At 68.3% G+C, this 26,250-nt stretch carries 28 protein-coding genes; 9 read left to right on the top strand and 19 right to left on the bottom strand.

Annotated features, from left to right (window positions below; genetic code table 11):
* Position 1: 1 nt before the first annotated feature.
* The 3 genes from GKO32_RS27365 to GKO32_RS27355 all read right to left on the bottom strand — a co-directional run bounded on the left by GKO32_RS27365 (position 2) and on the right by GKO32_RS27355 (position 2,120).
* Positions 2-415 carry a VOC family protein gene (locus tag GKO32_RS27365; RefSeq protein WP_154759786.1) on the bottom strand — a complete coding sequence of 138 codons (414 nt, stop codon included), beginning with the start codon at positions 413-415 and terminating at the stop codon, positions 2-4.
* A gap of 176 nt (positions 416-591) precedes the next feature.
* Positions 592-1,230, bottom strand: a complete 639-nt coding sequence (locus GKO32_RS27360) for a nucleoside/nucleotide kinase family protein (protein WP_154759785.1) — start codon at positions 1,228-1,230, stop codon at positions 592-594.
* The gene (locus GKO32_RS27355) at positions 1,227-2,120 is read right to left on the bottom strand and encodes a PfkB family carbohydrate kinase (protein WP_312868619.1); all 894 of its coding nucleotides are present in this window, start codon (positions 2,118-2,120) and stop codon (positions 1,227-1,229) included. The genes GKO32_RS27360 and GKO32_RS27355 overlap by 4 nt, the downstream gene beginning before the upstream one ends.
* Positions 2,121-2,228: 108 nt before the next feature.
* Between GKO32_RS27355 and GKO32_RS27350 the strand changes: the two genes are divergently transcribed.
* Positions 2,229-3,245 carry a LacI family DNA-binding transcriptional regulator gene (locus GKO32_RS27350; RefSeq protein WP_154759784.1) on the top strand — a complete coding sequence of 339 codons (1,017 nt, stop codon included), beginning with the start codon at positions 2,229-2,231 and terminating at the stop codon, positions 3,243-3,245.
* Positions 3,246-3,251: 6 nt separating this feature from the next.
* Here the strand turns inward: GKO32_RS27350 and GKO32_RS27345 are convergent, their stop codons facing one another.
* The 8 genes from GKO32_RS27345 to GKO32_RS27310 all read right to left on the bottom strand — a co-directional run bounded on the left by GKO32_RS27345 (position 3,252) and on the right by GKO32_RS27310 (position 10,609).
* Positions 3,252-4,220 (bottom strand): glycoside hydrolase family 76 protein, encoded by a 969-nt coding sequence (locus GKO32_RS27345; protein ID WP_154759783.1) that lies wholly within the window; start codon positions 4,218-4,220, stop codon positions 3,252-3,254.
* The gene (locus tag GKO32_RS27340; RefSeq protein ID WP_154759822.1) at positions 4,220-4,867 is read right to left on the bottom strand and encodes a TrmH family RNA methyltransferase; all 648 of its coding nucleotides are present in this window, start codon (positions 4,865-4,867) and stop codon (positions 4,220-4,222) included. Before GKO32_RS27340 ends, GKO32_RS27345 begins: the two co-directional genes overlap by 1 nt.
* Positions 4,868-4,887: 20 nt before the next feature.
* Positions 4,888-5,277 (bottom strand): DUF2784 domain-containing protein, encoded by a 390-nt coding sequence (locus tag GKO32_RS27335; RefSeq protein WP_312868617.1) that lies wholly within the window; start codon positions 5,275-5,277, stop codon positions 4,888-4,890.
* A 98-nt stretch (positions 5,278-5,375) separates the two neighbouring features.
* Positions 5,376-5,939 carry an orotate phosphoribosyltransferase gene (gene pyrE, locus GKO32_RS27330; RefSeq protein WP_312868615.1) on the bottom strand — a complete coding sequence of 188 codons (564 nt, stop codon included), beginning with the start codon at positions 5,937-5,939 and terminating at the stop codon, positions 5,376-5,378.
* Between the two features lie 11 nt (positions 5,940-5,950).
* Positions 5,951-6,691: an SDR family NAD(P)-dependent oxidoreductase gene (locus GKO32_RS27325; protein ID WP_312868613.1), complete on the bottom strand. Its 741-nt coding sequence runs from the start codon at positions 6,689-6,691 to the stop codon at positions 5,951-5,953.
* Positions 6,688-7,389 carry a TtfA family protein gene (locus tag GKO32_RS27320; protein WP_312868612.1) on the bottom strand — a complete coding sequence of 234 codons (702 nt, stop codon included), beginning with the start codon at positions 7,387-7,389 and terminating at the stop codon, positions 6,688-6,690. The genes GKO32_RS27325 and GKO32_RS27320 overlap by 4 nt, the downstream gene beginning before the upstream one ends.
* A gap of 69 nt (positions 7,390-7,458) precedes the next feature.
* Positions 7,459-10,068, bottom strand: a complete 2,610-nt coding sequence (clpB, locus tag GKO32_RS27315; protein WP_154759781.1) for an ATP-dependent chaperone ClpB — start codon at positions 10,066-10,068, stop codon at positions 7,459-7,461.
* Between the two features lie 85 nt (positions 10,069-10,153).
* Positions 10,154-10,609, bottom strand: coding sequence for a MarR family winged helix-turn-helix transcriptional regulator (locus tag GKO32_RS27310; protein WP_154759780.1), 456 nt, complete (start codon positions 10,607-10,609; stop codon positions 10,154-10,156).
* Positions 10,610-10,943: 334 nt separating this feature from the next.
* On the opposite strand from GKO32_RS27310, the gene GKO32_RS27305 reads away from it, so the two are divergent.
* Together GKO32_RS27305 and GKO32_RS27300 are read left to right on the top strand one after the other, a co-directional pair.
* Positions 10,944-12,116, top strand: a complete 1,173-nt coding sequence (locus tag GKO32_RS27305; protein ID WP_208024561.1) for a globin domain-containing protein — start codon at positions 10,944-10,946, stop codon at positions 12,114-12,116.
* 67 nt (positions 12,117-12,183) lie between these two features.
* Positions 12,184-12,882 carry a dienelactone hydrolase family protein gene (locus GKO32_RS27300; protein ID WP_154759779.1) on the top strand — a complete coding sequence of 233 codons (699 nt, stop codon included), beginning with the start codon at positions 12,184-12,186 and terminating at the stop codon, positions 12,880-12,882.
* Here GKO32_RS27300 and GKO32_RS27295 read toward each other — a convergent pair.
* The 5 genes from GKO32_RS27295 to GKO32_RS27275 all read right to left on the bottom strand — a co-directional run bounded on the left by GKO32_RS27295 (position 12,879) and on the right by GKO32_RS27275 (position 17,948).
* Entirely contained in the window at positions 12,879-13,310 is a 432-nt protein-coding gene (locus tag GKO32_RS27295) for a heat shock protein transcriptional repressor HspR (protein ID WP_154759778.1), read from the bottom strand. The two genes, GKO32_RS27300 and GKO32_RS27295, sit on opposite strands and share 4 nt — an antisense overlap.
* Positions 13,310-14,482: a molecular chaperone DnaJ gene (gene dnaJ / locus GKO32_RS27290; protein ID WP_312868611.1), complete on the bottom strand. Its 1,173-nt coding sequence runs from the start codon at positions 14,480-14,482 to the stop codon at positions 13,310-13,312. Before dnaJ ends, GKO32_RS27295 begins: the two co-directional genes overlap by 1 nt.
* A 24-nt stretch (positions 14,483-14,506) precedes the next feature.
* Complete coding sequence (gene grpE, locus GKO32_RS27285; RefSeq protein WP_312868610.1) at positions 14,507-15,190, bottom strand: nucleotide exchange factor GrpE; 684 nt, start codon at positions 15,188-15,190, stop codon at positions 14,507-14,509.
* Positions 15,187-17,055: a molecular chaperone DnaK gene (gene dnaK, locus GKO32_RS27280; RefSeq protein WP_154759777.1), complete on the bottom strand. Its 1,869-nt coding sequence runs from the start codon at positions 17,053-17,055 to the stop codon at positions 15,187-15,189. The genes grpE and dnaK overlap by 4 nt, the downstream gene beginning before the upstream one ends.
* 233 nt (positions 17,056-17,288) lie before the next feature.
* Positions 17,289-17,948 carry a DUF4097 family beta strand repeat-containing protein gene (locus tag GKO32_RS27275; RefSeq protein ID WP_154759776.1) on the bottom strand — a complete coding sequence of 220 codons (660 nt, stop codon included), beginning with the start codon at positions 17,946-17,948 and terminating at the stop codon, positions 17,289-17,291.
* 144 nt (positions 17,949-18,092) lie between these two features.
* Between GKO32_RS27275 and GKO32_RS27270 the strand changes: the two genes are divergently transcribed.
* Positions 18,093-18,635: a YbhB/YbcL family Raf kinase inhibitor-like protein gene (locus GKO32_RS27270; RefSeq protein ID WP_154759775.1), complete on the top strand. Its 543-nt coding sequence runs from the start codon at positions 18,093-18,095 to the stop codon at positions 18,633-18,635.
* Between the two features lie 4 nt (positions 18,636-18,639).
* On the opposite strand, the gene GKO32_RS27265 is transcribed toward GKO32_RS27270, so the two are convergent.
* A complete protein-coding gene (locus tag GKO32_RS27265; protein ID WP_312868609.1) occupies positions 18,640-19,200 on the bottom strand; it encodes a TetR/AcrR family transcriptional regulator in 561 nt (186 codons plus the stop codon).
* Positions 19,197-19,523 carry a DMT family transporter gene (locus GKO32_RS39345; protein WP_312868607.1) on the bottom strand — a complete coding sequence of 109 codons (327 nt, stop codon included), beginning with the start codon at positions 19,521-19,523 and terminating at the stop codon, positions 19,197-19,199. The genes GKO32_RS27265 and GKO32_RS39345 overlap by 4 nt, the downstream gene beginning before the upstream one ends.
* Before the next feature lie 126 nt (positions 19,524-19,649).
* Here GKO32_RS39345 and GKO32_RS27255 point away from each other — a divergent pair, with 126 nt between their 5' ends.
* The 5 genes from GKO32_RS27255 (at position 19,650) to GKO32_RS27235 (ending at position 25,825) form a co-directional block, all read left to right on the top strand.
* Positions 19,650-21,887 carry a (Fe-S)-binding protein gene (locus tag GKO32_RS27255; RefSeq protein ID WP_154759772.1) on the top strand — a complete coding sequence of 746 codons (2,238 nt, stop codon included), beginning with the start codon at positions 19,650-19,652 and terminating at the stop codon, positions 21,885-21,887.
* Between the two features lie 104 nt (positions 21,888-21,991).
* Positions 21,992-22,513, top strand: coding sequence for a DUF742 domain-containing protein (locus tag GKO32_RS27250; RefSeq protein ID WP_154759771.1), 522 nt, complete (start codon positions 21,992-21,994; stop codon positions 22,511-22,513).
* Between the two features lie 64 nt (positions 22,514-22,577).
* Entirely contained in the window at positions 22,578-23,570 is a 993-nt protein-coding gene (locus GKO32_RS27245) for a cation diffusion facilitator family transporter (protein ID WP_312868606.1), read from the top strand.
* Between the two features lie 43 nt (positions 23,571-23,613).
* A complete protein-coding gene (locus GKO32_RS27240) occupies positions 23,614-24,210 on the top strand; it encodes a TetR/AcrR family transcriptional regulator (RefSeq protein WP_312868605.1) in 597 nt (198 codons plus the stop codon).
* Complete coding sequence (locus GKO32_RS27235; protein ID WP_154759770.1) at positions 24,203-25,825, top strand: acyl-CoA dehydrogenase family protein; 1,623 nt, start codon at positions 24,203-24,205, stop codon at positions 25,823-25,825. The genes GKO32_RS27240 and GKO32_RS27235 overlap by 8 nt, the downstream gene beginning before the upstream one ends.
* On the opposite strand, the gene GKO32_RS27230 is transcribed toward GKO32_RS27235, so the two are convergent.
* The coding region (locus tag GKO32_RS27230; RefSeq protein WP_154759769.1) for a CAP domain-containing protein at positions 25,807-26,250 on the bottom strand (444 nt) is incomplete at its 5' end. The two genes, GKO32_RS27235 and GKO32_RS27230, sit on opposite strands and share 19 nt — an antisense overlap.

Here is a 26,250-nt window from a genome sequence, read left to right as displayed (position 1 = left end):
CTCAGGTCGCCGGGTCGGCCCACACTTCGAGCTGGATCCCGTCGGGGTCGCGGAACACCACGACCGCCGAGCCGGGCAGGGTGCGGGAGGCTTTCGCGGGGCTATGGGTCACGCCGTACTCCGCGAGCCGCCTCTCCCACTCCTGCAACTCGCCGTAGGAATCCACGGTGAAAGCGACGTGGTCGAGCCCGGGGCGCCGTTCGTCGAAGTCGCCGAGTTCGGTGTCCGGATGCTGCACGAGCACGACCGCGAACTCGCCCGCCCGCCCGCGCAGCACGACCTTCCTGATCCCCGTCTCCGCGTCCTCGCGGCGAGCGACCTCCTTGAAATCCAGCACCCGCTCATACCACGGGACGCTGCGATCCACATCCGTCACCGTGAGCGCCAGGTGATGCACGCCGGTCAGCGTGGACATACGGCAGCCGTCCTTTCCTGTACCCCACCGGCCAGGCTACCGACGTGCGAACGCAGTAAGCGTTTTCTCCAGAATCTGTGGACAACTCGCCGAGTCATCCACAACCTGTGGACAACTTCAAGGCCGGGTCAGGCGACGCGTCCGTCGGCGTCACGCCGGACTCACGGCACTGCAGCTCAGATCGCGAAGTTCGCCAGCGGGAGATGCTCCAGGACCAGGTCGGCCCGCGCCGCGGTCGGCGCGATGAGGTCCGCGTTCCGCTGGTCGCTGCCGAGCGCTCGCTGGCGTGCTTCGACGAGCGACCGGCCGTATCGGCGGTGCCGGGTGACGAGCCGCTCGATCCGGTCGTGCTCGTCGGGGGCGACGAACCACGCCTGGTCGAGCAGCCCGCGCACCGCCGCCCACGGTTCCTCGTCCACCAGCAGGTAGTTCCCCTCGGTGATCACCAGCGGCACATCCGGCGGCACCGGCACGGCACCCGCGATCGGCTCCTCGATCTCGCGCCGGAATTCCGGCGCGTACACGGTTTCCCGTCCCGTCTTGATCCGCCGCAGCAGGTGCACGTACCCGTGCGCGTCGAACGTGTCGGGCGCGCCTTTGCGTTCGGCGCGGCCGAGGCGCCGCAGTTCCACCTGCGCCAGGTGGAACCCGTCCATCCCCACCACCGTCGCCCGGTTGCCGAGTGCGTTCGCGAGGCTCCAGGCGAGTGTCGTCTTGCCGGAGGCCGGCGCGCCCACGATGCCGAGTATGGTCCGCCCGCCGCGCGCGACCAGGGCTTCCGCGCGGTCCAGCAACTCGTCGAACGACATCGTCATCGCACTCCCACCTTCCCCACCCAGGCGCGTGGCCCGGCGTGGCGCACCCTCATGGCGGCCACCTCGTTGGCGTACCGGATCAGCTCCGGCAGATCGAACCTTCCCGCCCCGTAGGCGAGCGCACCGTGCCAGACGTCGCCCGCGCCGAGGGTGTCTCGCGCGTTGACGACCGGCACCGCCACTTCGCCTTCCGCGAACGCTGTCCGCCAGCGCACCGGCTCCGGGCCCGCGGTCGTGATCACCGTGGACACCCCGCGGGCCAGCAACTCCAGCGGGGGAACCGGGAACTGCGCCGAGCACGCGGCGATGTCCACCAGTGGCAGCAGCTCGTCGAGCACAGGTTTCCAGCTTCCCGCGTCGAGTACCACCGGGATTCCCTGTGTGCGCGCCCAGCGGGCGGTGCCGAGCGCCAGGCGGGGATGATGACCATCGACGAGCACCGTGCGCACGTCGTCCGTTTCCCATGGTGTGCCTGGGAAATCGGGGCTGTGTGCCGCGTTGCGGGAGATCACCGTGCGCTCGCCGTCGCGGTCACGGACAGCGACCGCGCTCAGCGCCGGCGGGTCCACAAAGGACGGTGCGGCGTCCACGAGATCCACGCCGCACGCGGTGAGATCGGCGCGCGCCAGGTCCGCGAGCGGATGCGCACCAAGGATTGTCACCAGCCGAGCCCGGCCCGCCTCCGCTCCCACACCGCCACCCTCAACGGAAGCGCTTCGCGCCGCCGCTCGATTCAAGGCGGCAACCGTGACTGCGGCGTTCGTGGCGGGGCCGCCCGCGGCCACGTCCACCGACAACGACTGCACCTTCTCACCGGGCGCCGGCAGTTCGGTGACGCGCTGCACGACATCGACCGTGCAGAGCCCGGCGAGCAGAACATGGCGTCTCACGGGACCTCCGAGGCTGGGACCTTGCTGCCTGGACCGTAGGGATCTCTATGCTGATCTCGCAAGCGTTTGCGCAAACGCTTGCCGCAACTTGGTCAACGGGAGCGGTTCATGCCGAAGCACAACTCTGCCAGGCCCACGCAGCGGGACATCGCGGAGCTCGCCGGAGTCTCCATCACCACCGTGTCCCATGTCGTGAACGGGACGCGTGCGGTGGCGCCGGAGACGAAGGCGGCGGTACTCGCGGCGGTCGAGCAGACGGGCTACACGGGGGACGCGATCGCCCGTTCACTGGTCACGGGCGGAACGCGCTCGATCGGTCTCGCGATTTCGTTGCTGGCCAACCCGTATTTCGCGGCGTTGATGCAGGCCGTCGAGCGCGAAGCGGCTTCGGCGGGGTACACGGTGTTGCTCGCTGACACGCACGACACGGTCGAAACGGAGCAAGACACCGTGCGCGCGCTTCGCTCGCGTCGCGTTGACGGGCTGTTGCTCACCCCGGCAGCCGGAGACGGGGCGGTGATCAGCGATCTGGTGTCGCTGGGCGTGCCGGTCGTGCTCGTCGACCGGCTGACCACCCGCACCGACGTGGACCAGGTCGGCGCGGAGAACATCCAGTCGACCTCGGCGCTGACCGAGCATCTGGCTTCGCTCGGGCATCGGCGCATCGGCCTGGTCAGCGGGACGCCCGGGCTGAGCACGAGCGAGGAACGCACGCTCGGCTACCGGCTCGGGCTGGGGCGCGGCGGCCTGTCGTGGAGCCCGGAGCTGGTGGAGACCGGGCATTCGTCGAAGGACGGCGGTGCCGCGGCGCTGCGCCGGTTGATGGAGCTGTCGGAGCCGCCGACCGCGCTCGTGGTCGCGAACGACGCGATGATGATCGGCGTGTTGCACGAGGCGCGGCGTCGGGGACTGCGCGTCGGCCAGGAGTTCGCGCTCACCGGGTTCGACGACGCCGACTGGGCCGATCTCGTCGAGCCGCCGCTGACGACGATGGCGCAACCGATCGAGGAGATCGGCCGCACGGCCGTGCGCCTGTTGCTGTCCCGGATCGCCGATCCCGACCGTGCGGCCGAAACCGTCCGCCTGCCACCCCGCCTGATGCACCGCCACTCCTGCGGTTGCTGACCGTGGTCAGAGGGTGGCGGCGGCTTCCAGCAGGAGCCAGGCGCCCACCTGGACCGACAGGTCGCGGGCGTCCGCGTCCGGAGCTGGTCTGGACCACTCGGAGCTGAACAGTGGACCGCCCGGTGCGCCGGCCGCGCCGTCCCAGGCGGCGCGGGCGGAATCGAGGACCAGGGTGCGGGCCACCGCGGCTTCCGGGGCGGGCAACCGGTGTGCGGCGAGCGCGAGGTACCGGGCCAGGATCCCCGCGAACAATCCGCCGTCCCCGCCGCCCTGGCCACGCAGCACCCCACCGGGCGCGCAGTGCGCGGCGACCGCCCGCACCGTCCGCGCGGCAGCGTCCACTTCGGACAGTTCGAGACAGGCGCCGAGGAAGACTCCTTGGCAGTAGGTGTAAATCGCCGTCACCAGCTCGCCGTCGTCCACCCGCAGACCGTCCCAAACCAAACCGGTCTCGGGATCGACGAGCGTGGAATCCAGCCACGACAACAGTTCCCGGGCACGTTCGGTTTCACCGGCGCGGGCGTGCAGGATCGCCGCCGGGCCGTTGGACGGGGCGTTCTTGAACCGATCGCCCCTCCTCCACCAAATCCCGCCGCCACCCTCGGGTGTCCACGCACGACGCAACTCGGCCAGTATCGCCCCGACATCCCGGCCTGTCCGCTGCATCGCGAGCCCGAGCCACGCCATGTCGTCGAAGTAGTCGTTGGTCCATTTGCCGAAATTACGAAGCCGGATGGTGGACAGGAACCGGTCGATCAGGGCTTCGCGCGCCGGCGTGGGATCGCGCTGCTGCGCGTCGATCAGGCAATCCAGCAGATGCGCCTGCCACCAGTAGTTCCAGTGCAGGAAAACCCGTTGCTCCGCGGTCGGCGGCCAGCCGCTGCGGCCCAGCGCGGTCCCCGGCAGCGCCCACACCCGGCGCACATGCCGCGTCATGATCGCCCGCTCCGCCGCCGCGGCCCACTCGCCGTACATCACCAGGCCGTGGCGAGGTCGGCGTGCTGCCGGATCCACGTGTGCATCACGATCCCCGCGGCGACGCCGGCGTTGATCGAACGCGTGGTGCCGAATTGCGCGATCGACACGACGAGCGCCGCCGCCTGCTGCGCCTCGGCGGACAAACCCGGCCCCTCCTGCCCGAACAGCAGCACGCATTCCCGTGGCAGCCGCGCCGTTTCGATCGGCCGCGAGCCGGGGGTGTTGTCGACCGCGACGATGACCAGCCCGTGCGCGCCCGCGAACTGGCTCAGCGAAGCCACATCCTCGTGATGTTCGAGATGCTGGTACCGGTCGGTCACCATCGCGCCACGCCGGTTCCAGCGCCGCCGCCCGATGATGTGCACGGCCGCCGCGGCGAACGCGTTCGCGGTCCGGACCACCGTGCCGATGTTGTGGTCGTGCTGGAAGTTCTCGATCGCCACGTGGAACGGGTGCCGCCGCCGATCGACATCGGCGACGATCGCCTCACGCCGCCAGTAGCGGTATGCGTCCACGACGTTGCGCCGGTCGCCTTCGGCCAGCAGTTCCGGGTCGTAGCGCTCGTCGTCCGGCCATTCACCGGGCCACGGCCCGACGCCGACCTCCTGTCGTGCCGTCCATTCCGTCGGCCCCGCGTTGTCCAGCTCCACCCCGCGATTTTCGCTCAGGCCTGACGCACGCGATGCGTCGGTGCCTCGTCGCGGTGCCGGTAGCGCAGCCACGCGCCGACGTAGGAGAACACCACGATCCCGATCGCCACCGCCGCCACCAGCGGCAACATCGCCCGCGGGATCACGGTGCCGTAGAGGTAGTAGGCGTTGAACCCGCCGGGCAGCGAGCCGAGACCCTGCTGGCTGCGGAAGAAGTCCTCGAGTGCGGTCAGCGGGCACGGAATGGGGAACACGTTCACCGCGACGCCCCACAAAGCGAAGAAGACATGGACGAAAATGCTCTTGGGCCATCGCCAGGCGAGGAATCCGCCGAAGCCGATGTACAGCAACGCGAGCAGATGGATACCGACCGTGATGTCCGCCAGTACTCTCCACGCCGACACCCGTGACCTCCCCTTTTCACAGATCCCTTACACCCGAACGTACTCCGGGTTTCCTGAGAAAGGGGGAACTAACAGTGTGATCGTCGAGCGAATGACTTTCAGCCGAGCCCGAGATCTTCCGCGGACAGCAGATACCGGTAGGCCAGGCCTTCCTTCTCGATCGCCTCGCGCGCCCCGGTGTTCCGGTCGACGATCGTGGCCACCCCGACGACGGTCGCGCCGGCTTCGCGCAGCGCCTCGACGGCGGTGAGCACGCTCGACCCCGTCGTGGACGTGTCCTCCACCGCGAGCACCCGCTGCCCGGACACCTCGATGCCCTCGATCCGGCGCTGCATTCCGTGCTGCTTGGTCGCTTTGCGCACCACGAACGCGTCGAGCACGACACCGTCCGCCGCCGCGGAGTGCAGCATCGCGACCGCGACCGGATCCGCGCCCAGGGTCAGCCCGCCGACGGCGCCGTAGCTCCAGTCGGCGGTCAGCTGCCGCATCAGGGAGCCGATCAGCGGGGCGGCCGCGTGGTGCAGCGTCGCCCGCCGCAGATCGATGTAGTAGTCGGCTTCCTTGCCCGAGGAGAGCGTGACCTTGCCGTGTACCACGGCCAGGTCCGTGACGAGTCGAGCCAGTTCGAATTTCGCGTCTTGATCAAGCCCCGGTTTCACCACGGCTCAGAGTCTTACACACGCCTGCTCAGCCACCTGACCAGCCGGTGCGGGACGAGTCTGCCGAGCGCCACGATGGTCTTGTAGTGCGCGCCCGGGATCGAGACGACCTTGCCGCGGCGCAGATCCGCGAGCCCTTCGGTGACGATTCGCGCCGGGGTGAACCAGAACATCGCCGGCGCCGAGATCGAGACGCCGGCCCGCTGGTGGAACTCGGTGTGCACGAAACCGGGGCACAGCGCGGTGATGCGCACGCCGGGTGGCACCTCCGCCGCGACCCCCTCGGTGAACGACGTGACCCAGGCCTTGCTCGCGCTGTACGGGGAGCCGGGAAAGAATCCCGCCACGCTCGACACATTGAGGATTTCGCCGGAGCCACGCTCGATCATGGCCGGCAGCGCGGCGCGGGTCAGCCGCAGCACTGCGGTGACGTTGATGTCCAGCTGGCGCTGGAGTTCGTCCGGCGAGGCATCCCGGAAATCCTTGCCCAGTCCGATTCCCGCGTTGTTGATCAGCAGGTCGACGGGCTCGCCGGCGAGCCGGCCCTCGACGATCGCGCGGCCTTCGGTGGTCGACAGATCCGCGGGCAGCACGGCCGCGGAGATCCCGTGTTGCCGGGAAAGCTCGGCCGCGGCGGTGTGCAGCCGCGCTTCGTCGCGGGCCACCAGCACGAGGTCATACCGTTCGCGCGCGAGCTGCCGGGCGAATTCCTTGCCGAGACCGGACGTGGCGCCCGTGACGAGCGCGGTGGTCACGCGTGGCGATCCTGCTGCGGCGCCGCTTCGGGCGCCTGCCAATGCCGTCCCGCTTCCGCGTCCTCGTCGAACGGGTCGACGATGTCGGCGATCTCCCCGAGGTCACGCAACAGCCGCTCCAACCGGGACGGGCCTGCCTGCGGAGCCGCGCTCGCCAGTACCCATTCGTTCTCCAGCCACGCCACCCCGACATCGCCGCCGAGCGCGTCCGCGGCGTCCACCAGTTCCTGGGTGATCACGCGGCGCGCGGCTTCCGCGTCGTCGGCGAACGCGTAACGCTGACCGACCGGGCCGAGTAGTTCGGGCATGTCAGGACGCTGGAACGGCACGCTCGCCAGCCACAGTTCGACCAGCGCGGGGTGCACGCGGTTACAACGGACGGCCACCACGACAGCCGGGATCTGCCCGCCTGCCTCGATGTCGAACACGAACACCGGGCGGCGGCCGTCGGACGTGAACGTCGATCCGGCGACGACGTTGACGGCAGCCTCCGCGCCGAAGTAGCCGATCGCACCTGCCGACCACTGCTTGGCGAGCCGCTCGTCCTCCTCGACGAACTGCCATCCGCGCAGGTCAGCCCATCGCATGCGCTCCCGGTTGCGGGAACCCTCTCTCGTCCGGTCGGCGGCGAGCAGCACGAGGCCCGCCACCAGGGCGACGGCGGCGATGACGAACCAGACCCACGTAGGAATACCCACGCGATCAGGGTATCGTCACGGGCCGCTGAACCAAGTTCAGCGGCCCGTGTCGTTACCACCCGTTCGGGTTCAGCCCCTGGCCACGGTCAAGGCGTCCGCGGCATCGAGCTCCGGGATGTCAACCCGGACGGTGTCACCGTCGCGGATCTCGCCGGCCAGCAGCTTCTTCGCCAGCTGGTCCCCGATCGCCGACTGCACGAGCCGCCGCAGCGGGCGCGCGCCGTAGATCGGGTCGAAACCGTTGAGCGCCAGCCATTCCCGGGCACCGGGCGTGACGTCCAGGGTGAGCCGCCGCTGCGACAGGCGCTGCCCGAGGCGCTCGATCTGGATATCCACAATGGAGGTCAGCTGTTCGGTGTCGAGCGAGTGGAACACCACGATGTCGTCGAGGCGGTTCAGGAACTCCGGCTTGAAGTGCCGCTGGACCGTCGAGAGCACCGCGTCCCGGCGCTGCCGTTCGTCGAGTGACGCGTCCGCGATGGCCTGCGAACCGAGGTTCGAGGTCAGCACCAGGATGGTGTTGCGGAAATCCACCGTGCGACCCTGCCCGTCGGTGAGCCGCCCGTCGTCGAGAACCTGCAGCAGCACGTCGAACACGTCCGGGTGCGCCTTCTCCACCTCGTCCAGCAGCACCACCGAGTACGGTCGGCGCCGGACGGCTTCGGTCAGCTGGCCACCCTGGTCGTAGCCGACATATCCCGGCGGGGCACCGACCAGCCGCGCGACGCTGTGCTTCTCGGAGTACTCGCTCATGTCGATCCGGGTCATCGCCCGCTCGTCGTCGAACAGGAACTCCGCCAGGGCCTTCGCCAGCTCCGTCTTGCCGACGCCGGTCGGGCCGAGGAACAGGAACGAGCCCGTCGGCCGGTCGGGGTCGGCGACACCCGCCCGCGAGCGGCGAACCGCGTCGGAAACCGCGGTCACGGCTTCCTGTTGCCCGACCACGCGCTTGCCGAGCTCGTCTTCCATCCGCAGCAGCTTGCCGGTCTCACCCTCGAGCAGCCGCCCGGCCGGGATGCCGGTCCACGCGCTCACCACGTCGGCGACGTCGTCCGCGCCGACCTCTTCCTTGAGCATCACGTCGGCGCCTGACGAGCTCGCCGCGGTGTTCTGCTGCGCCGCTTCGAGTTCCTTCTCCAGCGCGGGAATCCGGCCGTAACGCAACTCCGCGGCCCGGCCGAGATCCGCGTCGCGCTCGGCGCGGTCGGCCTCACCCCGCAGCTGTTCCAGCTCCTCCTTGAGGTTGCGGACCTTCTCGATCGAGCCTTTCTCGTTCTGCCAGCGCGCGGTCAGCGCGGACAGCGCTTCGCGCTTCTCGGCGAGTTCGGCCCGCAGCGCGGCGAGCCGCTCCTGCGAGGCGATGTCCTCTTCCTTCGCCAGCGCCATTTCCTCGATCTCGAGCCGGCGCACGGCCCGTTCGACCTCATCGATCTCGACGGGCCGCGAGTCGATCTCCATCCGCAGCCGGGACGCGGCCTCGTCGACGAGGTCGATCGCCTTGTCCGGGAGGAACCTCGCGGTGATGTAGCGGTCGGACAGCGTCGCGGCGGCGACCAGCGCGGCGTCAGTGATGCGGACACCGTGGTGCACTTCGTAGCGCTCCTTGAGCCCACGCAGGATGCCGATGCTGTCCTCGACCGACGGCTCGCCGACCAGCACCTGCTGGAAGCGCCGCTCCAGCGCGGCGTCCTTCTCGATGTGCTGGCGGTACTCGTCGAGCGTGGTCGCGCCGACCATGCGCAGCTCACCGCGCGCCAGCATCGGCTTGATCATATTCCCGGCGTCCATCGCACCTTCGCCGGTCGCGCCTGCGCCGACGATCGTGTGCAGCTCGTCGATGAACGTGATGACCTGGCCCGCCGATTCGGTGATCTCCTTGAGCACGGCCTTGAGCCGCTCTTCGAACTCACCGCGGTACTTCGCGCCGGCGACCATCGAACCGAGGTCGAGCGCGACGACTCGCTTGCCCCGCAAGGATTCCGGCACATCACCGGCGACGATGCGCTGGGCGAGGCCTTCCACGATCGCGGTCTTGCCGACGCCCGGCTCACCGATCAGCACCGGGTTGTTCTTGGTACGGCGCGACAGCACCTGAACCACGCGGCGGATCTCGGTGTCCCGCCCGATCACCGGGTCCAGCTCGCCGGAGCGAGCCCTCGCCGTGAGGTCGAGGCCGTACTTTTCGAGGGCCTGGAAGGTGCCTTCGGGGTCGGGACTGGTGATCCTGGCCGAGCCGCGCACCTTGGTGAACGCCTCACGCAGTGCGTCTGGCGTCGCGCCGTGACGCTTGAGCAGGGCGCCAACGGAGCCACCCCCAGCGTCTTCCATGGCGAGGCCGACCAGCAGGTGCTCGGTCGAGACGTACTCGTCGCCCATCTCGGTGGCGAGTTTCTGGGCGTGCGTCAGCGATTTGAGCGCGTAGGTGTCGAACTGCGGAGTGGACACGGTCGCGCCGGTGGCCGAGGGCAGCCCGTTGGTGATCGGCTCGAGCTCCGTGCGCAGCTGCCCCGGATCGGCGCCCACCGCGGTCAGCAACGGGCCGGCGATACCGTCGCTCTGCGCGAGCAACGCGCCCAGCAGGTGCGCCGGGGCGATGCTCGGATTGCCGGCCACGGTCGCCGCCTGCGCCGCCGACGAGATCGCTTGCTGGGTCTTCGTCGTCGGGTTGAAAGCGTCCATCCCACACTCCATCTTGAACGGCTGGTCTATCGATAAGAACAACGTCAGAAAAGTTGAGTGTGTTCCGCTCAAGTACGGGCCCGGGCTACTTTTCCCCGATCGTGCGCCGCAGGGCGTCGTTCATCGACCCCAGCCGGCTGGTCAGCGCGGTGACCTCTGCTTCGCTCCAGTCGTTCAGCGCGGCGCGGACGAACTCGAGGTGCTTCTCCCGCCAGCGCTTGAGCACGGTGAGACCTTCTTCGGACGCTCGCACCAGCGCGGCGCGGCCGTCCTCGGGTGCCGGCCGTCGCTCGACGAGGCCGGCCGCGACCAGTTGTGCGATCTGCCTGCTGATCACGGAGACGTCGACCATCTTGCGCTTGGCGAGTTCGGAAGGGCGCGATTCGCCGTTGACGACGAGGTCGCTCAGCAGCATCGCGGAGGCCGGGTGCAGGCCGGTTTCGTCGTGCTGCCAGGAGCTGGTGACCCACGCCTGCATCAGCTGGCTTGCGGCCCGCAACTGCTGCACGAGCTCGATCCCGGCTTGCTCCGACAGGGTCATGGACACCCTCCTGATTGGTTGTCACATGCAACTATACGGACCGTGATTGTGTTGAACAACGATCAACGGCGTGAGCCCGCCCACTCGAAGTTGATCACGGTTACCACTCGGACGGAGCAACTGTGCGGGCGATCGGCTCGGAAGCGGTTACTCTTCGAGCGAATCAGCTCCCACTAGCCGGATTACGCTTGACTGAATGGGGTGGAATATTCGTGATCATTTCACGCTGTGACGCCCCCTGTGGCCTGGCTCTGCGTTGCGAACCGTTGCTGTTGCGCGTTCGTGAATAATCGAGCCCGAGCATCAACGCGCACCCCGGAGCACTTCGAAACCGATGACCGCCGAACCCGTCAGCCCCGTCCCCCGGTCCGTCCACCGGGAGGCGCCGCCAGCCGTCACCGCCATGGTGCGGCTCATCCAGGATTCCTGGGCGAAGGCGGAACCCTACTTACCGGAAGTGACGCAGTTCTTCTACGGGATGCTCTTCACCCTCGCGCCCGCGACACGCGACTTCTTCCCGATCAACATCGATGTGCAGCGCAACCGGATGTTCCGGGCGCTCGTCCACGTCGTGCAGATGGTCGACCAGCCGGACGACCTCGTGCCGTTCCTGCGCCAGCTCGGCCGTGACCACCGCAAGTTCGGGGTGATCCCGAAGCACTACGAAGCGATCGGGACGGCGCTGCTCGCGGCCATGCGCAGCCAGCTCGGCCAGGACTGGACCCCGGAGGTCGAGCGTGCGTGGGCCGAGGCGTTCACCATCATCGCCCGCCAGATGCAGGAGGCGGCGGCCGCCGACACCCACCCGGCCAGCTGGTCGGCGATCGTCACCGAGCACCGGCGGCTGTCGTGGGATCTCGCGGTGATCCGGGTCGAGCCGGAGCAGGCCATCCCGTTCCGCGCCGGGCAGTACCTGAGCGTCGAGGTGCCGCAGCGGCCGCGGTTGTGGCGGTATCTGTCACCGGCCAACGCACCCCGCGGCGACGGTTCGCTGGAGTTCCACGTCCGCGCCGTCGACGGCGGCTGGGTCTCACGCGCGATCGTCAGCCACACGCAGAAGGGCGATGTGTGGCGGTTCGGCTCGCCGCTGGGGCGGCTGTATGTCGACCGCGAAGCCGGGCGGGACGTGCTGATGATCGCCGGCGGCACCGGGATCGCGCCGCTGCAGGCGATGCTCGACGATCTCGCGCAGTGGGGCGAGAACCCGAAGGTTCGGCTGTTCTACGGCGGGCGCACCCGGGAGGACCTGTACGCGCTCGAAGGTCTGCGGATGCTGGCTTCGGCCAACCCGTGGCTCACCGTGACCCCGGTGATCGAGAACGGACCGGGCGTGACCGGGTATGAGCAGGGCACACTCGCCGACGTCGTCACCCGTCATGGCGCGTGGCCGGGGCGGGACGTGCTGGTGTCGGGTTCACCGGCGATGATCCGGGCGACCGTGTCCCGGATGCTCGTCGCGGGCACGGCGCTGGATCAGATCCGGTACGACCCGTTCACGATCGATTAAGGACAGTCGCGCGTAGCGCGTCCGTTGAGGGCGGTGGTGGGTGAGGGGCCGGCGTAGCCTCGCTGCCATGGAGATTCCCGTAGCGGACGGCACCATTCGCGGTTATCTGGCTGAGCCCCACCGGGATGTCTCCGGTGCACCACCGTGGCCCGGGGTCGTGGTGATCCATGACGCGGTCGGCCTGACCGAGGACGCGCGGAACATCACGGACCGGTTCGCCACGGCGGGTTATCTCGCGCTGGCGCCGGACCTGTATTCACGCGGTGGGTTCTTCCGCTGTGTGAAGACGGTCTTCCGGGAACTGGCGACAGCGCAGGGTCAGTCCTTTGCGGACATTTCCGCCGCGCGCCGGTTGCTCGCCGAACGGGCGGACTGCACGGGAAAGGTCGGTGTCGTCGGCTTCTGCATGGGCGGCGGCTTCGCACTGGTCGCCGCGACGCAGGGCTTCGACGCGTCCGCGCCGTACTACGGCGGCTTGCCGAAAGATCTGTCTATTTTGGACGAAGCCTGCCCGATCGTGGCGAGCTTCGGAAAACGGGACCGGATGCTCGCGGGCACCGCGCGCAAACTGGAACAGGAGCTGACCGACCGCGGGATTCCGCATGACATCAAGGAGTATCCCGGCGCGGGGCACAGCTTCGCCAACCAGTTCCCGATCGCCCCGCTCAACATGCTGGCCCGGTACGCCGGGATCGGCTACCACCGCGAGTCGAGCGAAGACGCCTGGCGCCGCGTCTTCACCTTCTTCGCGAAGCACCTGCGCTAGCGGTTCCGCTTCGGTTTCCATACCACCAGCGCAGTCTGCTGGCGGAACGGCACGAGGTCCTTGCGGTACGAGGCATGCACGGCGGCCGTTGCCTGTTCGGCGGCGGCGTAGGCGGCGGCCAGATCCTCGGTGAGTTCGGCGACCCGCGCGCGCAGCGCGTCCACCTGGTTCTCCAGTTCGATGATCCGCTTGATACCGGCCAGGTTCACCCCGGACTCCTGCGAGAGCCGCTGCACTTCGCGCAGCAAAGCTATGTCCCGCATGGAGTACCGCCGCCCGCCGCCGGCGGTACGGCCGGGGGACACGAGTCCCTGCCGGTCGTACGCGCGCAGCGTTTGGGCGTGCATGCCGGAAAGTTGAGCGGCCACCGAGATCACGAAGACCGGCGTGTCCTCGTCCGCCCCGTGAGGCATACCACCGAAAGCCATCACCGCTCCTTGAGCATCTCCGTGATCTCCGGCCGGGGATCATGCTTGGCCGCCGCCGCAAGCGCTTCCAGCGCTTCCTTCTCCGCCTTGTCCACTTTGGACGGGACGGAAACCTGCAGTGTCACCAGCAGGTCGCCTTGCGAGCCGTCGCGTTTGCTGATGCCCTTTCCGCGCACCCGCAGCACGCGGCCGTTTCCCGTGCCAGGCGGGACTTTCAGCGACACCTTCCCGTCGAGGGTCGGCACCGTGATCGTCGCACCGAGCGTCAGCTCCGGGAAGCTCACCGGCACGGTGAGGGTCAGATCATTGCCCGCACGGCCGAACACCTTGTGCGGCGTCACATGCACCCGCACGTACAGGTCGCCGGCCGCCGCGCCGCCCCGGCCCGGTTCGCCTTGCCCGGCCAGCCGGATCCGCTGGTTGTCATCGACGCCGGCGGGCACCCGCACGGTCAGCGTCCTGGTCTGCGTGCTGATGCCCTCGCCGGCGCATTCGGGGCACGGCGTGTCGATGATCTTGCCGCGGCCACGGCATTCCCGGCACGGCTCGGAAAACGCGAACGCCCCCTGACTGCGGTTCACCAGCCCCGAACCCTGGCAGACCGGGCAGGTCCGCGGGCTCGTTCCGGGCTTGGCACCGTTGCCGCCGCACGTCTTGCACGTCGCCGGGCTCGACAACCGCAGCGGCAGGGTCGCACCCTTGACCGCCTCGGTGAAGTCGATCCGGACATCGGTCTCGACGTCCGCACCACGCTGCGCGCGATTGGCCGTTGCGCCCGCCGCACCACCGCGGCGGCCGAACAACCCGCCCAGGATGTCACCGAGCCCGCCGAAACCGCCCGCGTTGGCACCAGCGGTCTGGCCGAACAGGTCCCCGACGTCGAACGTGCCCGAGCCGCCACCACCGGGGAAGTTGAAGCCGCCCCCGGCGCCGGCCCCGAACAACTGCCGCGCCTCGTCGTACTCCTTGCGCTTGGCCGGATCCGACAGCACGCCGTACGCCTCGGACACGGCCTTGAACTTCTGCTCGGCCTCCGTGTTGCCGGGGTTGGCGTCCGGGTGGTTCGCCCTGGCCAGCTTGCGGTAGGCCTTCTTGATCTCGTCCTGTGACGCCTCGGAGGAGACGCCCAGTTCGCGGTAGAAGTCCTTGCCTATCCACTCCCGTGCACTCACCGGACGTCTCCTCCTTTCTGCGAGTTACTTGTTTTCATCCGACAGTTGGTCGACGGGCAGTTCACCTTCGACCGCCGCCTCAACCGGTGGTGGCCCGGCCGGTTCGTGGTCGGTGACCCCGACCAGCGCCGCCCGCAGGATGCGCTCGCCGAACCGGTAACCGCGGCGCAGCACCGTGGTCACCGTCGGGCCCGCGACGTCGGGCGAGGTGCTGTGCTGCACCGCCTCGTGCACGCTCGGGTCGAAAGGCTCGCCTTCCGCGCCGAACGGTTCGAGGCCCGCCCGCTGCAGGCCGGCCACGAGCTTGTCCGCCACCGACTTGAACGCGCCGGTGAGATCGCCGTGCTGCTCGGCCCGCTCGAGATCATCGAGCAGTGGCAACAGGTCGCTCACCACCGAGGCCTTCGCCGCGACGACGACGGCCTCCCGGTCCCGGTCGACCCGCTTGCGGTAGTTGGCGTACTCCGCCTGCAGCCGCTGCAGGTCCGCGGTGCGCTCGGCGAGCTGCTTCTCGATATCCGACTCCGCACCGACCGCATCGTCCACAATGGACTCGCCGAGCGACGGGCCACCGGACTCCTCCGGCACCGCCTCGGGCTGGCGCAGTTCGCCGGTCTGCGGGTCGATCTTGCGACGATCCCGTACCACCACCGGCTCCGGCACCTCCCGTTCCTGCTCTTCGGTGTCCCTGGCGTGCTTTCCGGTCACTTCTTCTCGTCCTCGTCCACGATCTCGGCGTCAACCACGTCGTCGGCCTTGGCCGAAGAAGACCCGCCGGCACTCGCGGTGCCCGCGGCGCCCCCGTCGGCACCGGCCGCCGCCTCGGACTGCTGCGCGTTCGCGTACAGCGCGGTGCCCAGCTCCTGCGAAGCGGTGTTCAGCTTCTCGATGGCTTCCTTGATCTTGGCCGTGTCGGTGCCCTTCAGCGCCTCGTTGGCCTCGTCGATCGCGGTCTTGACCTTGCCCTTGGTGTCCTCGGGCAGCTTGTCCTCGTTGTCCTTGACGAACTTCTCGGTCTGGTAGACCAGCGTTTCCGCCTGGTTGCGGGTCTCCGCCTCCTCGCGGCGCTTGCGGTCCTCCTCGGCGTGCGCCTCGGCGTCCTTGACCATCCGGTCGATGTCGTCCTTCGGCAGCGCGGAGCCACCGGTGATGGTCATCGACTGTTCCTTGTTCGTGCCGAGGTCCTTCGCGGTCACGTGCACGATTCCGTTGGCGTCGATGTCGAAGGTGACCTCGATCTGCGGCACGCCACGCGGCGCCGGGGGCAGCCCGGTCAGCTCGAACATGCCGAGCTTCTTGTTGTGCGCGGCGATCTCGCGCTCACCCTGGAACACCTGGATCTGCACCGACGGCTGGTTGTCGTCCGCCGTGGAGAAGATCTCCGACCGCTTGGTCGGGATGGTGGTGTTGCGTTCGATGAGCTTGGTGAACACGCCGCCCTTGGTCTCGATGCCCAGCGACAGCGGGGTCACGTCGAGCAGCAGGACGTCCTTGACCTCACCCTTGAGCACACCGGCCTGCAGCGCCGCGCCGACCGCGACGACCTCGTCCGGGTTCACGCCCTTGTTCGGCTCCTTGCCGCCGGTCAGCTCCTTGACCAGGTCGGAAACCGCCGGCATCCGGGTGGAACCGCCGACGAGCACCACGTGGTCGATCTGGCCGACCGAGATGCCCGCGTCACGGATGACGTTGTTGAACGGTGCCTTGGTGCGGTCGAGCAGGTCCGCGGTGATCCGCTGGAACTCCGCCCGCGACAGGGTCTCGTCGAGGAACAGCGGGTTCTTGTCCGCGTCCACGGTGATGTAGGGCAGGTTGATGCTCGCGCTGTTCGAGCTGGACAGCTCGATCTTGGCCTTCTCCGCCGCCTCACGGATGCGCTGCAGCGCCATCCGGTCCTTGGTCAAGTCGATACCGTGCGACGCCTTGAACTTGTCCACCAGCCACTTGACGATGCGCTCGTCCCAGTCGTCACCACCGAGGTGGTTGTCACCACTGGTGGCGCGGACCTCGACGACGCCCTCGCCGATCTCCAGCAGGGAGACATCGAAGGTGCCACCACCGAGGTCGAAGACCAGGATCGTCTGCTCCTTCTCGCCCTTGTCCAGGCCGTAGGCCAGGGCAGCGGCGGTGGGCTCGTTGACGATGCGGAGCACGTTCAGGCCCGCGATCTGGCCGGCCTCCTTGGTGGCCTGGCGCTGCGCGTCCTCGAAGTACGCCGGGACGGTGATGACCGCGTCGGTGATCTCCTCGCCGAGGTAGGACTCCGCGTCCCGCTTGAGCTTCATCAGCACGCGGGCGCTGATCTCCTGCGAGGTGTACGTCTTGCCGTCGATCTCGGTTTTCCAGTCGGTGCCGATGTGCCGCTTGACCGACCGGATCGTGCGGTCGACGTTGGTCACGGACTGGTTCTTGGCAGGCTGCCCCGTCAGCACTTCGCCGTTCTTGGCGAACGCGACGATGGACGGGGTGGTCCGGGAGCCTTCGGAGTTGGCGATGACCGTCGGCTCGCCGCCTTCAAGGACGGCGACGACCGAGTTGGTCGTGCCGAGGTCGATGCCGACCGCTCGCGCCATGGTTGCTCTCCTCCTGATATACGCTGCTTGAGCTGCGGTGTCGCGCCCGTCTTGAGCGGGCCCCGCGCAAGTTTTATCTCGCGACCCCGCCCCCCGTCAAACCAGACTTGAGCCGGGAGCGCTCAACCTTTCTGCCAGTCCAACGATGGGGTGCGCAGGGTTGTTCCCGGCGTGGCTCACTAACTGTGCCGTTCGTTACTAGTCCGCCGGCAGCCACGGCGGAAACGGCCGGATTAGTAACTGTGCCGGACCGTGATGTCGCCGCTCGACGCCTGCAGATCGAGCAGGTGGAGCCCGGTGGGGTCGGCCGGGATCTCGATCTTCCGGTCGCCGGAACTCGTCCGCGCGTCGATTCGGTAGCGCTCGTCCGGCACGGTGAGGTCCACGTCGCCGCTGGACGCCTGCGCGGTCACGTCCTGCGGGCTGGAGAGACTGACCGAGATGTCACCGGAGTTCGTGTGCACCTTCACCGGCCCGGTCGCGTCGCGCACGTCGATCTGGCCCGATCGGTTGCTGACGTCGGCGCTGACCCCGGCGAGTTCGATGTCCCCGGAGTTCGCGTTGCCGGTGACGGAAGTTCCGCGCGGCACGACGATCTCGTAGTCCACCGAGCAGTCGTGCCCGCAGTCGGCGAGCACGAGCTGACCGCTGTCGAGCCGGTAGGCGTGGTCCGGCCGGGAGCCGGAGTAGCGGAACCGCTCGACAACCGACGTCGAGCCCGCGTCGCCCGCGCGGACCCGGACGTCGCCGGAGCTGACGTCCAGCCGGACGCTCTGCACACCGGGCACGAGCTCGTGGGCTTCGGCGGTCTGCGGCCACCACCAGCCGAGCGCGACGGCGACACCCGCGCCGATCAGGGCCACTCCACCGAGCGCGAGTGCCGGTCTGCCCATTGCGTCCTCCCCAGTCAGTTTTCCTGTGCGGCAAACGCTAAAACCGGGTAGTACTTCCGCACATCAGGGAAGCCCCCGGTTCGCCACCGGGGGTATCCCCTACCTAGGCTTCGAGCTGATCTTGTTCGCGGACAAGGAGGATTGATGGCACAGCCACCCAACCCATACGAGTTCCTGCCCTCGGTGCCGAGTTTCACCCTGCGCAGCAGCGATGTCAGTGACGGCCAGACGCTCCCCGCGCCGCAGTCGAGCGGCGCCTTCGGCGTGCCCGGCGGTGAGGATCGTTCGCCCCAGCTGTCGTGGGAAGGCTTCCCGGCGGAGACCAAGAGCTTCGCGGTCACCTGCTACGACCCCGATGCGCCCACCGCCAGCGGTTTCTGGCACTGGGCGGTGTTCAACATCCCGGCCTCGGTCACCGAGCTGCCCGCGGATGCGGGCGACCCGAGCGGAGACAACCTGCCCGCCGGCGCGGTCACGCTCAAGAACGACGCCGGGCTGACGCAGTATGTGGGTGCCGCTCCGCCGCCGGGGCACGGCCCGCACCGGTACTTCTTCGTCGTGCATGCACTGGACGTGGAGTCCCTCGACATCCCGGGCGAGGCCACGCCGGCGTTCCTCGGCTTCAACCTGTTCGGCCACACGCTCGGCCGCGCGGCCATCGTGCCCGTGTTCGAGGTCAAGGGCTGAGCGCTCACCGAGGCCGCAGCAAGTACTCCACGACGGGCTTGAGCTCGTCGGCGGTCGGCGGCTCGTCGTCGATGAGGCCCTGGATCAGCAGCCCGTCGATCCCGGCGAGAAACGCCCGCAGCGCGGTCAGATCATCGGGCCGGACCATGGACGTGAGCACATCCAGCCATCGCCGCGCGGCGGGCCGCAGTTCGGGCCTCCGCGCGGCGAGCAGGTAGAGCTCGTACTCGGCCATCGTGCGCCCCCGGCGCGGCCCGAGCGCCTCCGCCAGCAGGCCGGCGACCTCGGCCGCGCCGAGACTGCCGCGTGAGCGGACGCGGTCGATCGTCCAGTAGACCTCGGTCGCCATGTCCTTGGCGCACGAGATCAGCGTCGCGATCAGCAGCTCGTCGAGGTTCGCGAAGTGGTAGGTCGTCGACGTCGTGGGCACGCCGGCCTCCGCCGCGACGGTCCGGTGCGTCACGCCGGCGACCCCGTCGCGCTCGATCACCCGCAGCGTCGCGTCGATGATGTCCTGCCGCCGCCGCTCGCCACGCACCTTGCGGCCGTCGCGCTGTGCCTTCACTGCGCCGACCCCAGTTCGAGCAGCACCACCCCGCCGATGACCAGCAGCAACCCGCCGATCATGGTGGGATTCAGGTGCTCGCCGAGGAACAGGGCCCCGATCAGCGCCACCGCCGCGACCCCGATGGCCGCCCAGATGGCGTACACGACCCCGACCGGGAGTCCCATTTTGAGCACGAGGGCCAGTGCCACGAACGCGGTTCCGTAGCCGGCGAGCACGACGAGCGAGGGGACGAGTTTCGAGAAGCCGTCCGAGAGCTTGAGCGAGACCGTGCCCGTCACCTCGGCCGCGATGGCGAGTGCGAGCAGCAAATAGGCGAGCACAGGGGCTAAACTACCTGAACGATCGTCCCGTTTTCCAGGGAGTCGTACGCCACACCGATTGGTTACTGACGGGTATTTGCCGTTAGTCTCCCGACAACCACCACATACGGACGAAAGGCCCCGATCATGGGTGCTCTGCAGATCACGCTCGGCGTGGTCGGCGTCGCCATAAGCATCGTCGCTTGGATCGTGTTCGTCGCCGGCGTGTGGCGCATGGTGCGCATCATTCGCCTCGGACAGCCGGACCCCACCCGCGGCGGCCCCTTCGGCGCGCGCTTCGCCACGCTGGTCAAGGAATTCGCCGCACACACGCGGATGAACAAGTTCCGCACCGTCGGCCCCTGGCACTGGATGGTGATGTGGGGCTTCCTGATCGGCTCGCTCGCCTGGTTCGAGGCCTACGGCGAGACGTTCGACCCGCATTTCCACTGGCCGATCATCGGCGCGTGGGAACCGTGGCTGCTGCTCACCGAACTGCTCGGGCTCGGCACCGTGATCGGCGGGGTCGCGCTCGCGATCATCCGCCAGCGCAACCATCCGCGCCGCGCCGACCGCCAGTCCCGCTTCGCCGGGTCGAACTTCGGTCAGGCGTATTTCGTCGAAGCCGTGGTGATCATCGAGGGCCTCGGCATCCTCGGCGTGAAGGCGTTCAAGATCTCCAGCGGGATCGAGGACCCGTCTTGGTGGAGCAGCTTCGCCACCAAGGGCATCGCCGAAATCCTGCCTGCGAGCACGGCGGCGGTCACCATCACCGCGCTGATCAAGCTGCTGTCCGGGATGGTGTGGCTGCTCGTCGTCGGCCGGACGCTGACGATGGGTGTGGCCTGGCACCGGTTCTCCGCGTTCTTCAACATCTACTTCAAGCGCGAGGACGACGGCGGGGTCGCGCTCGGCGCGCTCAAGCCGATGATGAGCGACGGCAAGCCGCTCGACTTCGAGGAGGCCGACCCGGACAAGGACGTTTTCGGTGCCGGCAAGATCGAGGACTTCAGCTGGAAGGGCTGGCTGGACTTCACCACCTGCACCGAATGCGGCCGCTGCCAGTCGCAGTGTCCGGCGTGGAACACCGGGAAACCGTTGTCTCCCAAGCTGGTCATCACGCAGCTGCGTGACCACGCCTACGCGAAGGCGCCGTATCTGCTCGCCGGCGGCAAGAAGGACATGGCCGGTGACGAGGTCGGTCTCACCGGGGACAACCCGTACGCCGGGATCGACGTGCTGGCGATCGCGGAAGCCGAGCGTTCGCTGGTCGGTGATGACGGCGGTGTGATCGACCCGGACGTGCTGTGGTCGTGCACCACCTGCGGCGCCTGCGTCGAGCAGTGCCCGGTGGACATCGAGCATGTCGACCACATCGTCGACATGCGCCGCTACCAGGTGATGATCGAGTCGAACTTCCCCAGCGAGCTCAACGGGATGTTCAAGAACCTGGAGAACAAGGGCAATCCGTGGGGCCAGAACGCGAAGGACCGGCTCGCTTGGGCCGACGACCTGGACTTCGAGGTGCCGGTATTCGGCGACTCTGGCGGGGAACTCGGCGACGCCGAATACCTGTTCTGGGTCGGCTGCGCCGGCGCGTTCGAGGACCGCGCGAAGAAGACCACCCGTGCGGTCGCGGAGCTGCTGCACCTGGCCGACGTCAAGTACACCGTGCTCGGGCCGGAGGAGTCCTGCACCGGTGACCCGGCTCGCCGTGCGGGCAACGAGTTCCTGTTCCAGATGCTCGCGCAGCAGAACGTCGAGGTGCTCAACTCGGTGTTCGAAGGACGGGACCAGCGCAAGATCGTCGTGACCTGCGCGCACTGCTTCAACACGCTCGCCAACGAGTACCCGGAGCTGGGCGGGCGGTACGAGGTCGTGCACCACACCCAGCTGCTGAACCGGCTGGTGCGCGAGAAGCGGCTGGTTCCGGTGGCGCCGATCGCCGACGACGTGACCTACCACGACCCGTGTTATCTGGGCCGCCACAACAAGATCTACGAGGCGCCGCGTGAGCTCGTCGGTGCGTCCGGCGCGCAGTTCCGCGAAATGCCGCGGCATGGTGATCGGTCGATGTGCTGTGGTGCCGGCGGGGCCCGGATGTGGATGGAAGAGAAAATCGGGAAACGAATCAATATCGAGCGCGTTGACGAGGCACTCGGCACGGCGCCGTCAAAGATTGCGACTGGTTGCCCTTTCTGTCGCGTAATGCTGACCGATGGGGTAACCGCGCGGCAGAACGATGGTGTGGCCAGCGAAAAAGTCGAGGTGGTCGACGTTTCGCAATTGCTGCTCAAGGCGGTGAAGCGGCAACCTCAGGCGGTAGCGGTGCCCGCTGACCAGGCCATTCCCGACGCCGGGGCTGACCCGCTGGAGGTCGATTAATCGCGTACTACCCCTATTGGGGGTCGACACCCAAGCTATTCTTGGGTTCCCTCGCCGCCAACGTCGTCCGCGAGTGATTCGGAACTACGCGAACGGGATTTGACATGGGTACAGGTACTGGCGGTGATCCGGCGGAAACGCCGGTTCGCGCTCGTACTGGTGCCTGGTTTCCGCCGGGTCAACAGCTCGAGACGTTCGACGAGCCGGAATCGCGGCACCGGTGGCCCGAGCGTGAGCCGGGCGCACGACTGCCGCGATTCGGCGAGGATGTCGCGGCGGAGGATGTCAACGGCCCCCGGGTCCGCCCGTATGTGCTGACCAGGGGGCGCACCCAGGCCACGCATGAACTCGCGCTGGAGACGCTGGTCAACGTCCGGGCCGACGCGCGCTGGACCGGCGTCGCGCTGAACAGCGAGTACCAGCCGGTGCGGGCGTTGTGCGCGCACCCGGTGTCGGTCGCGGAAATCGCGGCCAAACTGTCGGTCCCGCTCGGGGTGGTGCGGGTGCTGCTGTCGGACATGGCGGAGCTGGGCCTGCTGCACATCCACGGCACGGCGCGCACCGCCGAGGGCCGTCCCCCGATGGCCCTCATGCGTCGCGTGCTGGCGGGATTGCAGCGCATCTAGCCCCAGCCGGTCGCGCCGCGCCGTCCCTCCCGCGGCGGCGCTTCGGCCGCAGTATCTTCATCGGGTGGCTGAATCCGGCAGTGAGAGCACCCTGACCGTTGTGCTGGCGGGTGCGGTCAACCTGGCCATCGCGATCATGAAGGCCATCGCGGGCGTCCTCACCGGTTCCGGCGCGCTGCTGTCGGAGGCGGCCCATTCCGTCGCGGACACGTTCACCGAAATCCTGCTGCTGACGGCATTGCGCCGCTCGGGCAAACCCGCCGACTTCGCGCATCCCTTCGGCTACGGCAAGGAACGGTACTTCTGGTCCCTCCTCGCCGCCGTGTCGATCTTCGCGTCCGGTTCGATGTTCGCCTTCTACGAAGGCTTTTCCACCGTGTTCGGGGAGCGGACGGAGCAGACGAAACCGATCGTCGGTTACGTCGTGCTCGCGCTGGCGTTCGTGCTGGAAAGCGTTTCCTGGCTGCAGGCGATGCGTCAGGTGCGCGGTGAATCCCGCGCGCAGAACCGTTCCATCTCCGCCTACCTGCGTATGGTCGACGACCCCGCACCGAAATCGGTGTTCTTCGAGGACTCCGCCGCGCTTATCGGCCTCGTTCTCGCCTTCCTCGGGTTGCTGCTGCACCAGCTCACTGGCTCCTCGCTGTACGACGGCGTCGCATCGATCCTGATCGGGGTGCTGCTCGCGCTCGTCGCGTGGAGTCTCGGCCTGACCAACCTGCGGCTGCTCATCGGCAGCCAGGCGGATCCCGTTGTGGTGCGCGGAATCCGTGAGCTGCTGGCCGCCGCGCCGGAGATCGAGGCGGTCGTCGATCTGCAGACCATGTTGCTCGGTACCGATCTGATCCTGGTGTGCGCTCGGGTGGACTTCGACGACACGTTGCATGCCGCGGACGTCGAGCGCGCCTGCGTCCGGTTGGCCGGGGAACTGCAGGAGGCCTACTCGGACGTGCACGAGGTCTTCATCGAACCGGTTCCGCGGACGGATCCGGACTTACGCGCAGCGGTGCTCGCCCGCTACGGCGACATCGCCACCCGCTACGGCCACGCCGACTGACGTCCTCTTGCACGAAGAAGTGAATGGGTGGTTCACTTCTTGTGTGCCGTACCGCCGGACGCCGCAGGTGCAGGCGCGCCTGGACGCCCAGCGCGCCGCGATCCTCGGCGCCGCAACCGAACTGCTCGCCGAGCGTGGCTATGCGGGCTGTTCGGTCGCGGCCGTGGCCGAGGCGGCCGGCGTCGCGACCGGCAGCGTCTACAAGCACTTCCCCGGCAAGGCCGAGCTGGTGGTCGAGCTGTTCCGCGGCGTTGTCGGGCACGAGGTCGAAGCCGTCACCGCCGCGGCCGAAGTGCCCGGTGACCCGGCCGAACGTGTCGTCGCCGTGTTCGAGACCTTCGCCGGCCGCGCGTTGAAGGCGCCTCGTCGCGCGTACGCGTTGCTGGCCGAGCCTGTCGATCCGCCCATCGAAGCGGAGCGCATCGTGTTCCGGCGAGTGTTCCGTGATGTCGCGGCCAAGCACATCCGCGAAGGTGTCAGCCAGGGTTCGCTGCCACCACAGGACGCCGTCCTCACCGCGGCCGCGCTCGTCGGCGGTGTCACCGAAGTGCTCATAGGCCCGCTCACCACAGACAATGCCGGCGCGGTCGGGCAGTTACGCCCCTTCATCCTGCGAGCTTTGGGAGCCACCGATGCCTGATACCCACGAGGTTTTCAACCAGGTCCCGCCCCTGGTCGACTACGACGTCGCCGACGACGCCGCGCTGCTCGACGGGCTGCGTCGCGAAGGTGCCGGCTGGGCCGAGGACGAAGTGCACGAGCTGGGCCGGCTCGCGGGCAGCGCGCAGGGGCAGGAATGGGGCCGTCAGGCCAATGAAAACCCGCCCAAGCTGCACACGCACGACCGCATGGGCCACCGCGTCGACGAGGTCGAGTTCCATCCGGCGTGGCACGAGCTGATGACCGTCGCCGTCGGACACGGCCTCCACGCGGCGCCGTGGCGCGACGAACGCCCCGCCGCGCACGTGGCCCGCGCCGCGAAAGTCCTGGTGTGGAACCAAGCCGAGGGCGGTCACGTCTGCCCGATCTCGATGACCTATGCCGCGGTTCCCGCGTTGCGCCACAATTCCGAGCTCGCGGCGACGTACGAACCCTTGCTCGCCTCGCCCGAGTACGACTTCGGCCTGCGGGTACCGACCACCAAGCGCGGGCTCATCGCCGGGATGTCGATGACCGAGAAGCAGGGCGGTTCCGACGTCCGCACGAACACGACCACAGCACAGCCGGCCGGCGACGGCAGTTACGTGCTGACCGGGCACAAATGGTTCACCTCGGCGCCGATGTCGGACCTGTTCCTCACCCTCGCACAGGCACCGGGCGGGCTTTCCTGTTTCCTTCTCCCACGTGTGCTGCCCGACGGCTCGCGTAACCGGATTTTCTTGCAGCGCTTGAAGGACAAGCTCGGCAACAGGTCCAACGCGTCCTCCGAGATCGAGTACGACGGCGCCGTCGGCTGGCGGGTCGGCGAGGAGGGACGCGGCGTGCCGACCATCATCGAGATGGTCAACAACACCCGGCTCGACTGCGTCCTGGGTACGACTTCCCTGATGCGCCAAGGGATTGTGTACGCGACCCATCATGCCGCGCACCGCAGGGCGTTCGGTGCGAAACTCATCGACCAGCCCGCGATGGCCAATGTGCTGGCCGATCTGGTCATCGAGTCGGAGGCCGCGACGACGGTCGCGCTGCGGCTGGCCGGCGCGACAGGTGACCCGGCGCAGGCGACGTTCCGCAGGCTCGCGCTCGCCGTCACCAAGTACTGGGTGTGCAAGCGCGGTGCCGCGCACACCGCCGAAGCGCTGGAATGCCTTGGCGGCAACGGTTACGTCGAGGAATCCGGGATGCCACGGCTGTACCGCGAGGCGCCGTTACTGTCCATTTGGGAGGGCTCGGGTAACGTCGCTGCGCTGGACGCGTTGCGCGCCATGGGAAAGCAGCCAGAGACCGTCGAGGCCTTCTTCGGTGAGGTTGCGCTGGCGTCGGGTGCGAACGCGCGGTTGGACGACGCGATGGAGCGGCTGCGCAAGGAACTGTCCGATGTGGACGAGATCCAGTTCCGGGCACGGCGGCTGGTCGAGATGATGGCGCTGGTACTCCAGGGTTCGCTGCTGGTCCGCTACGCGCCGGCCGCGGTGTCCGACGCGTTCTGCGCATCCCGTCTCGGTGGCGACTGGGGTATCGCGTTCGGCACTCTACCGTCCACTGTGGACACGAAGGCGATCATCGAACGGGCTCGTCAGAACCCGAAGTCCTGAACCCAGTACCAGCCGGACTTGTCGAGCCCGACGCCCAGCTTCTTGTAGGCACAGTTGAGGATGTTGCGGCGGTGGCCGTCGGAGTTCATCCACATGGTCATGGTCTGCGCGGCGGTCGTCGAGCCCTTCGCGATGTTCTCCGCGGCCGGGCTCGGGTAGCCGGCCGCCGTGATCCGCTGATCGAAAGTGACGCCTTCCGGTGTGGTATGGGCAAAATAGTCGCGGTTCGCCATGTCCTCACTGAACTTCTGCGCGGCGCTGTCGAGCCTGTCGTCCGCGGTAAGCGCGCCGCAGCCCGCGGTCGCGCGCTGCTCGTTGACAAGCGCGAGGATCTGCTGGGCGACCGTCGTCGCTTTGGCGGCGGTGGTGGTGACACTGGGTGTCGTCGACGGCGGGGGCTTCGGGGCGGAGGTCTTCTTAGAGGA

The sequence above is a fragment of the Amycolatopsis pithecellobii genome (genome assembly GCF_009707865.1).
Taxonomy (GTDB): Bacteria; Actinomycetota; Actinomycetes; order Mycobacteriales; family Pseudonocardiaceae; genus Amycolatopsis_E; species Amycolatopsis_E pithecellobii.
Note: the sequence above shows the minus strand (reverse complement) of the source record. Positions and strands in the feature narration are given on the sequence as shown.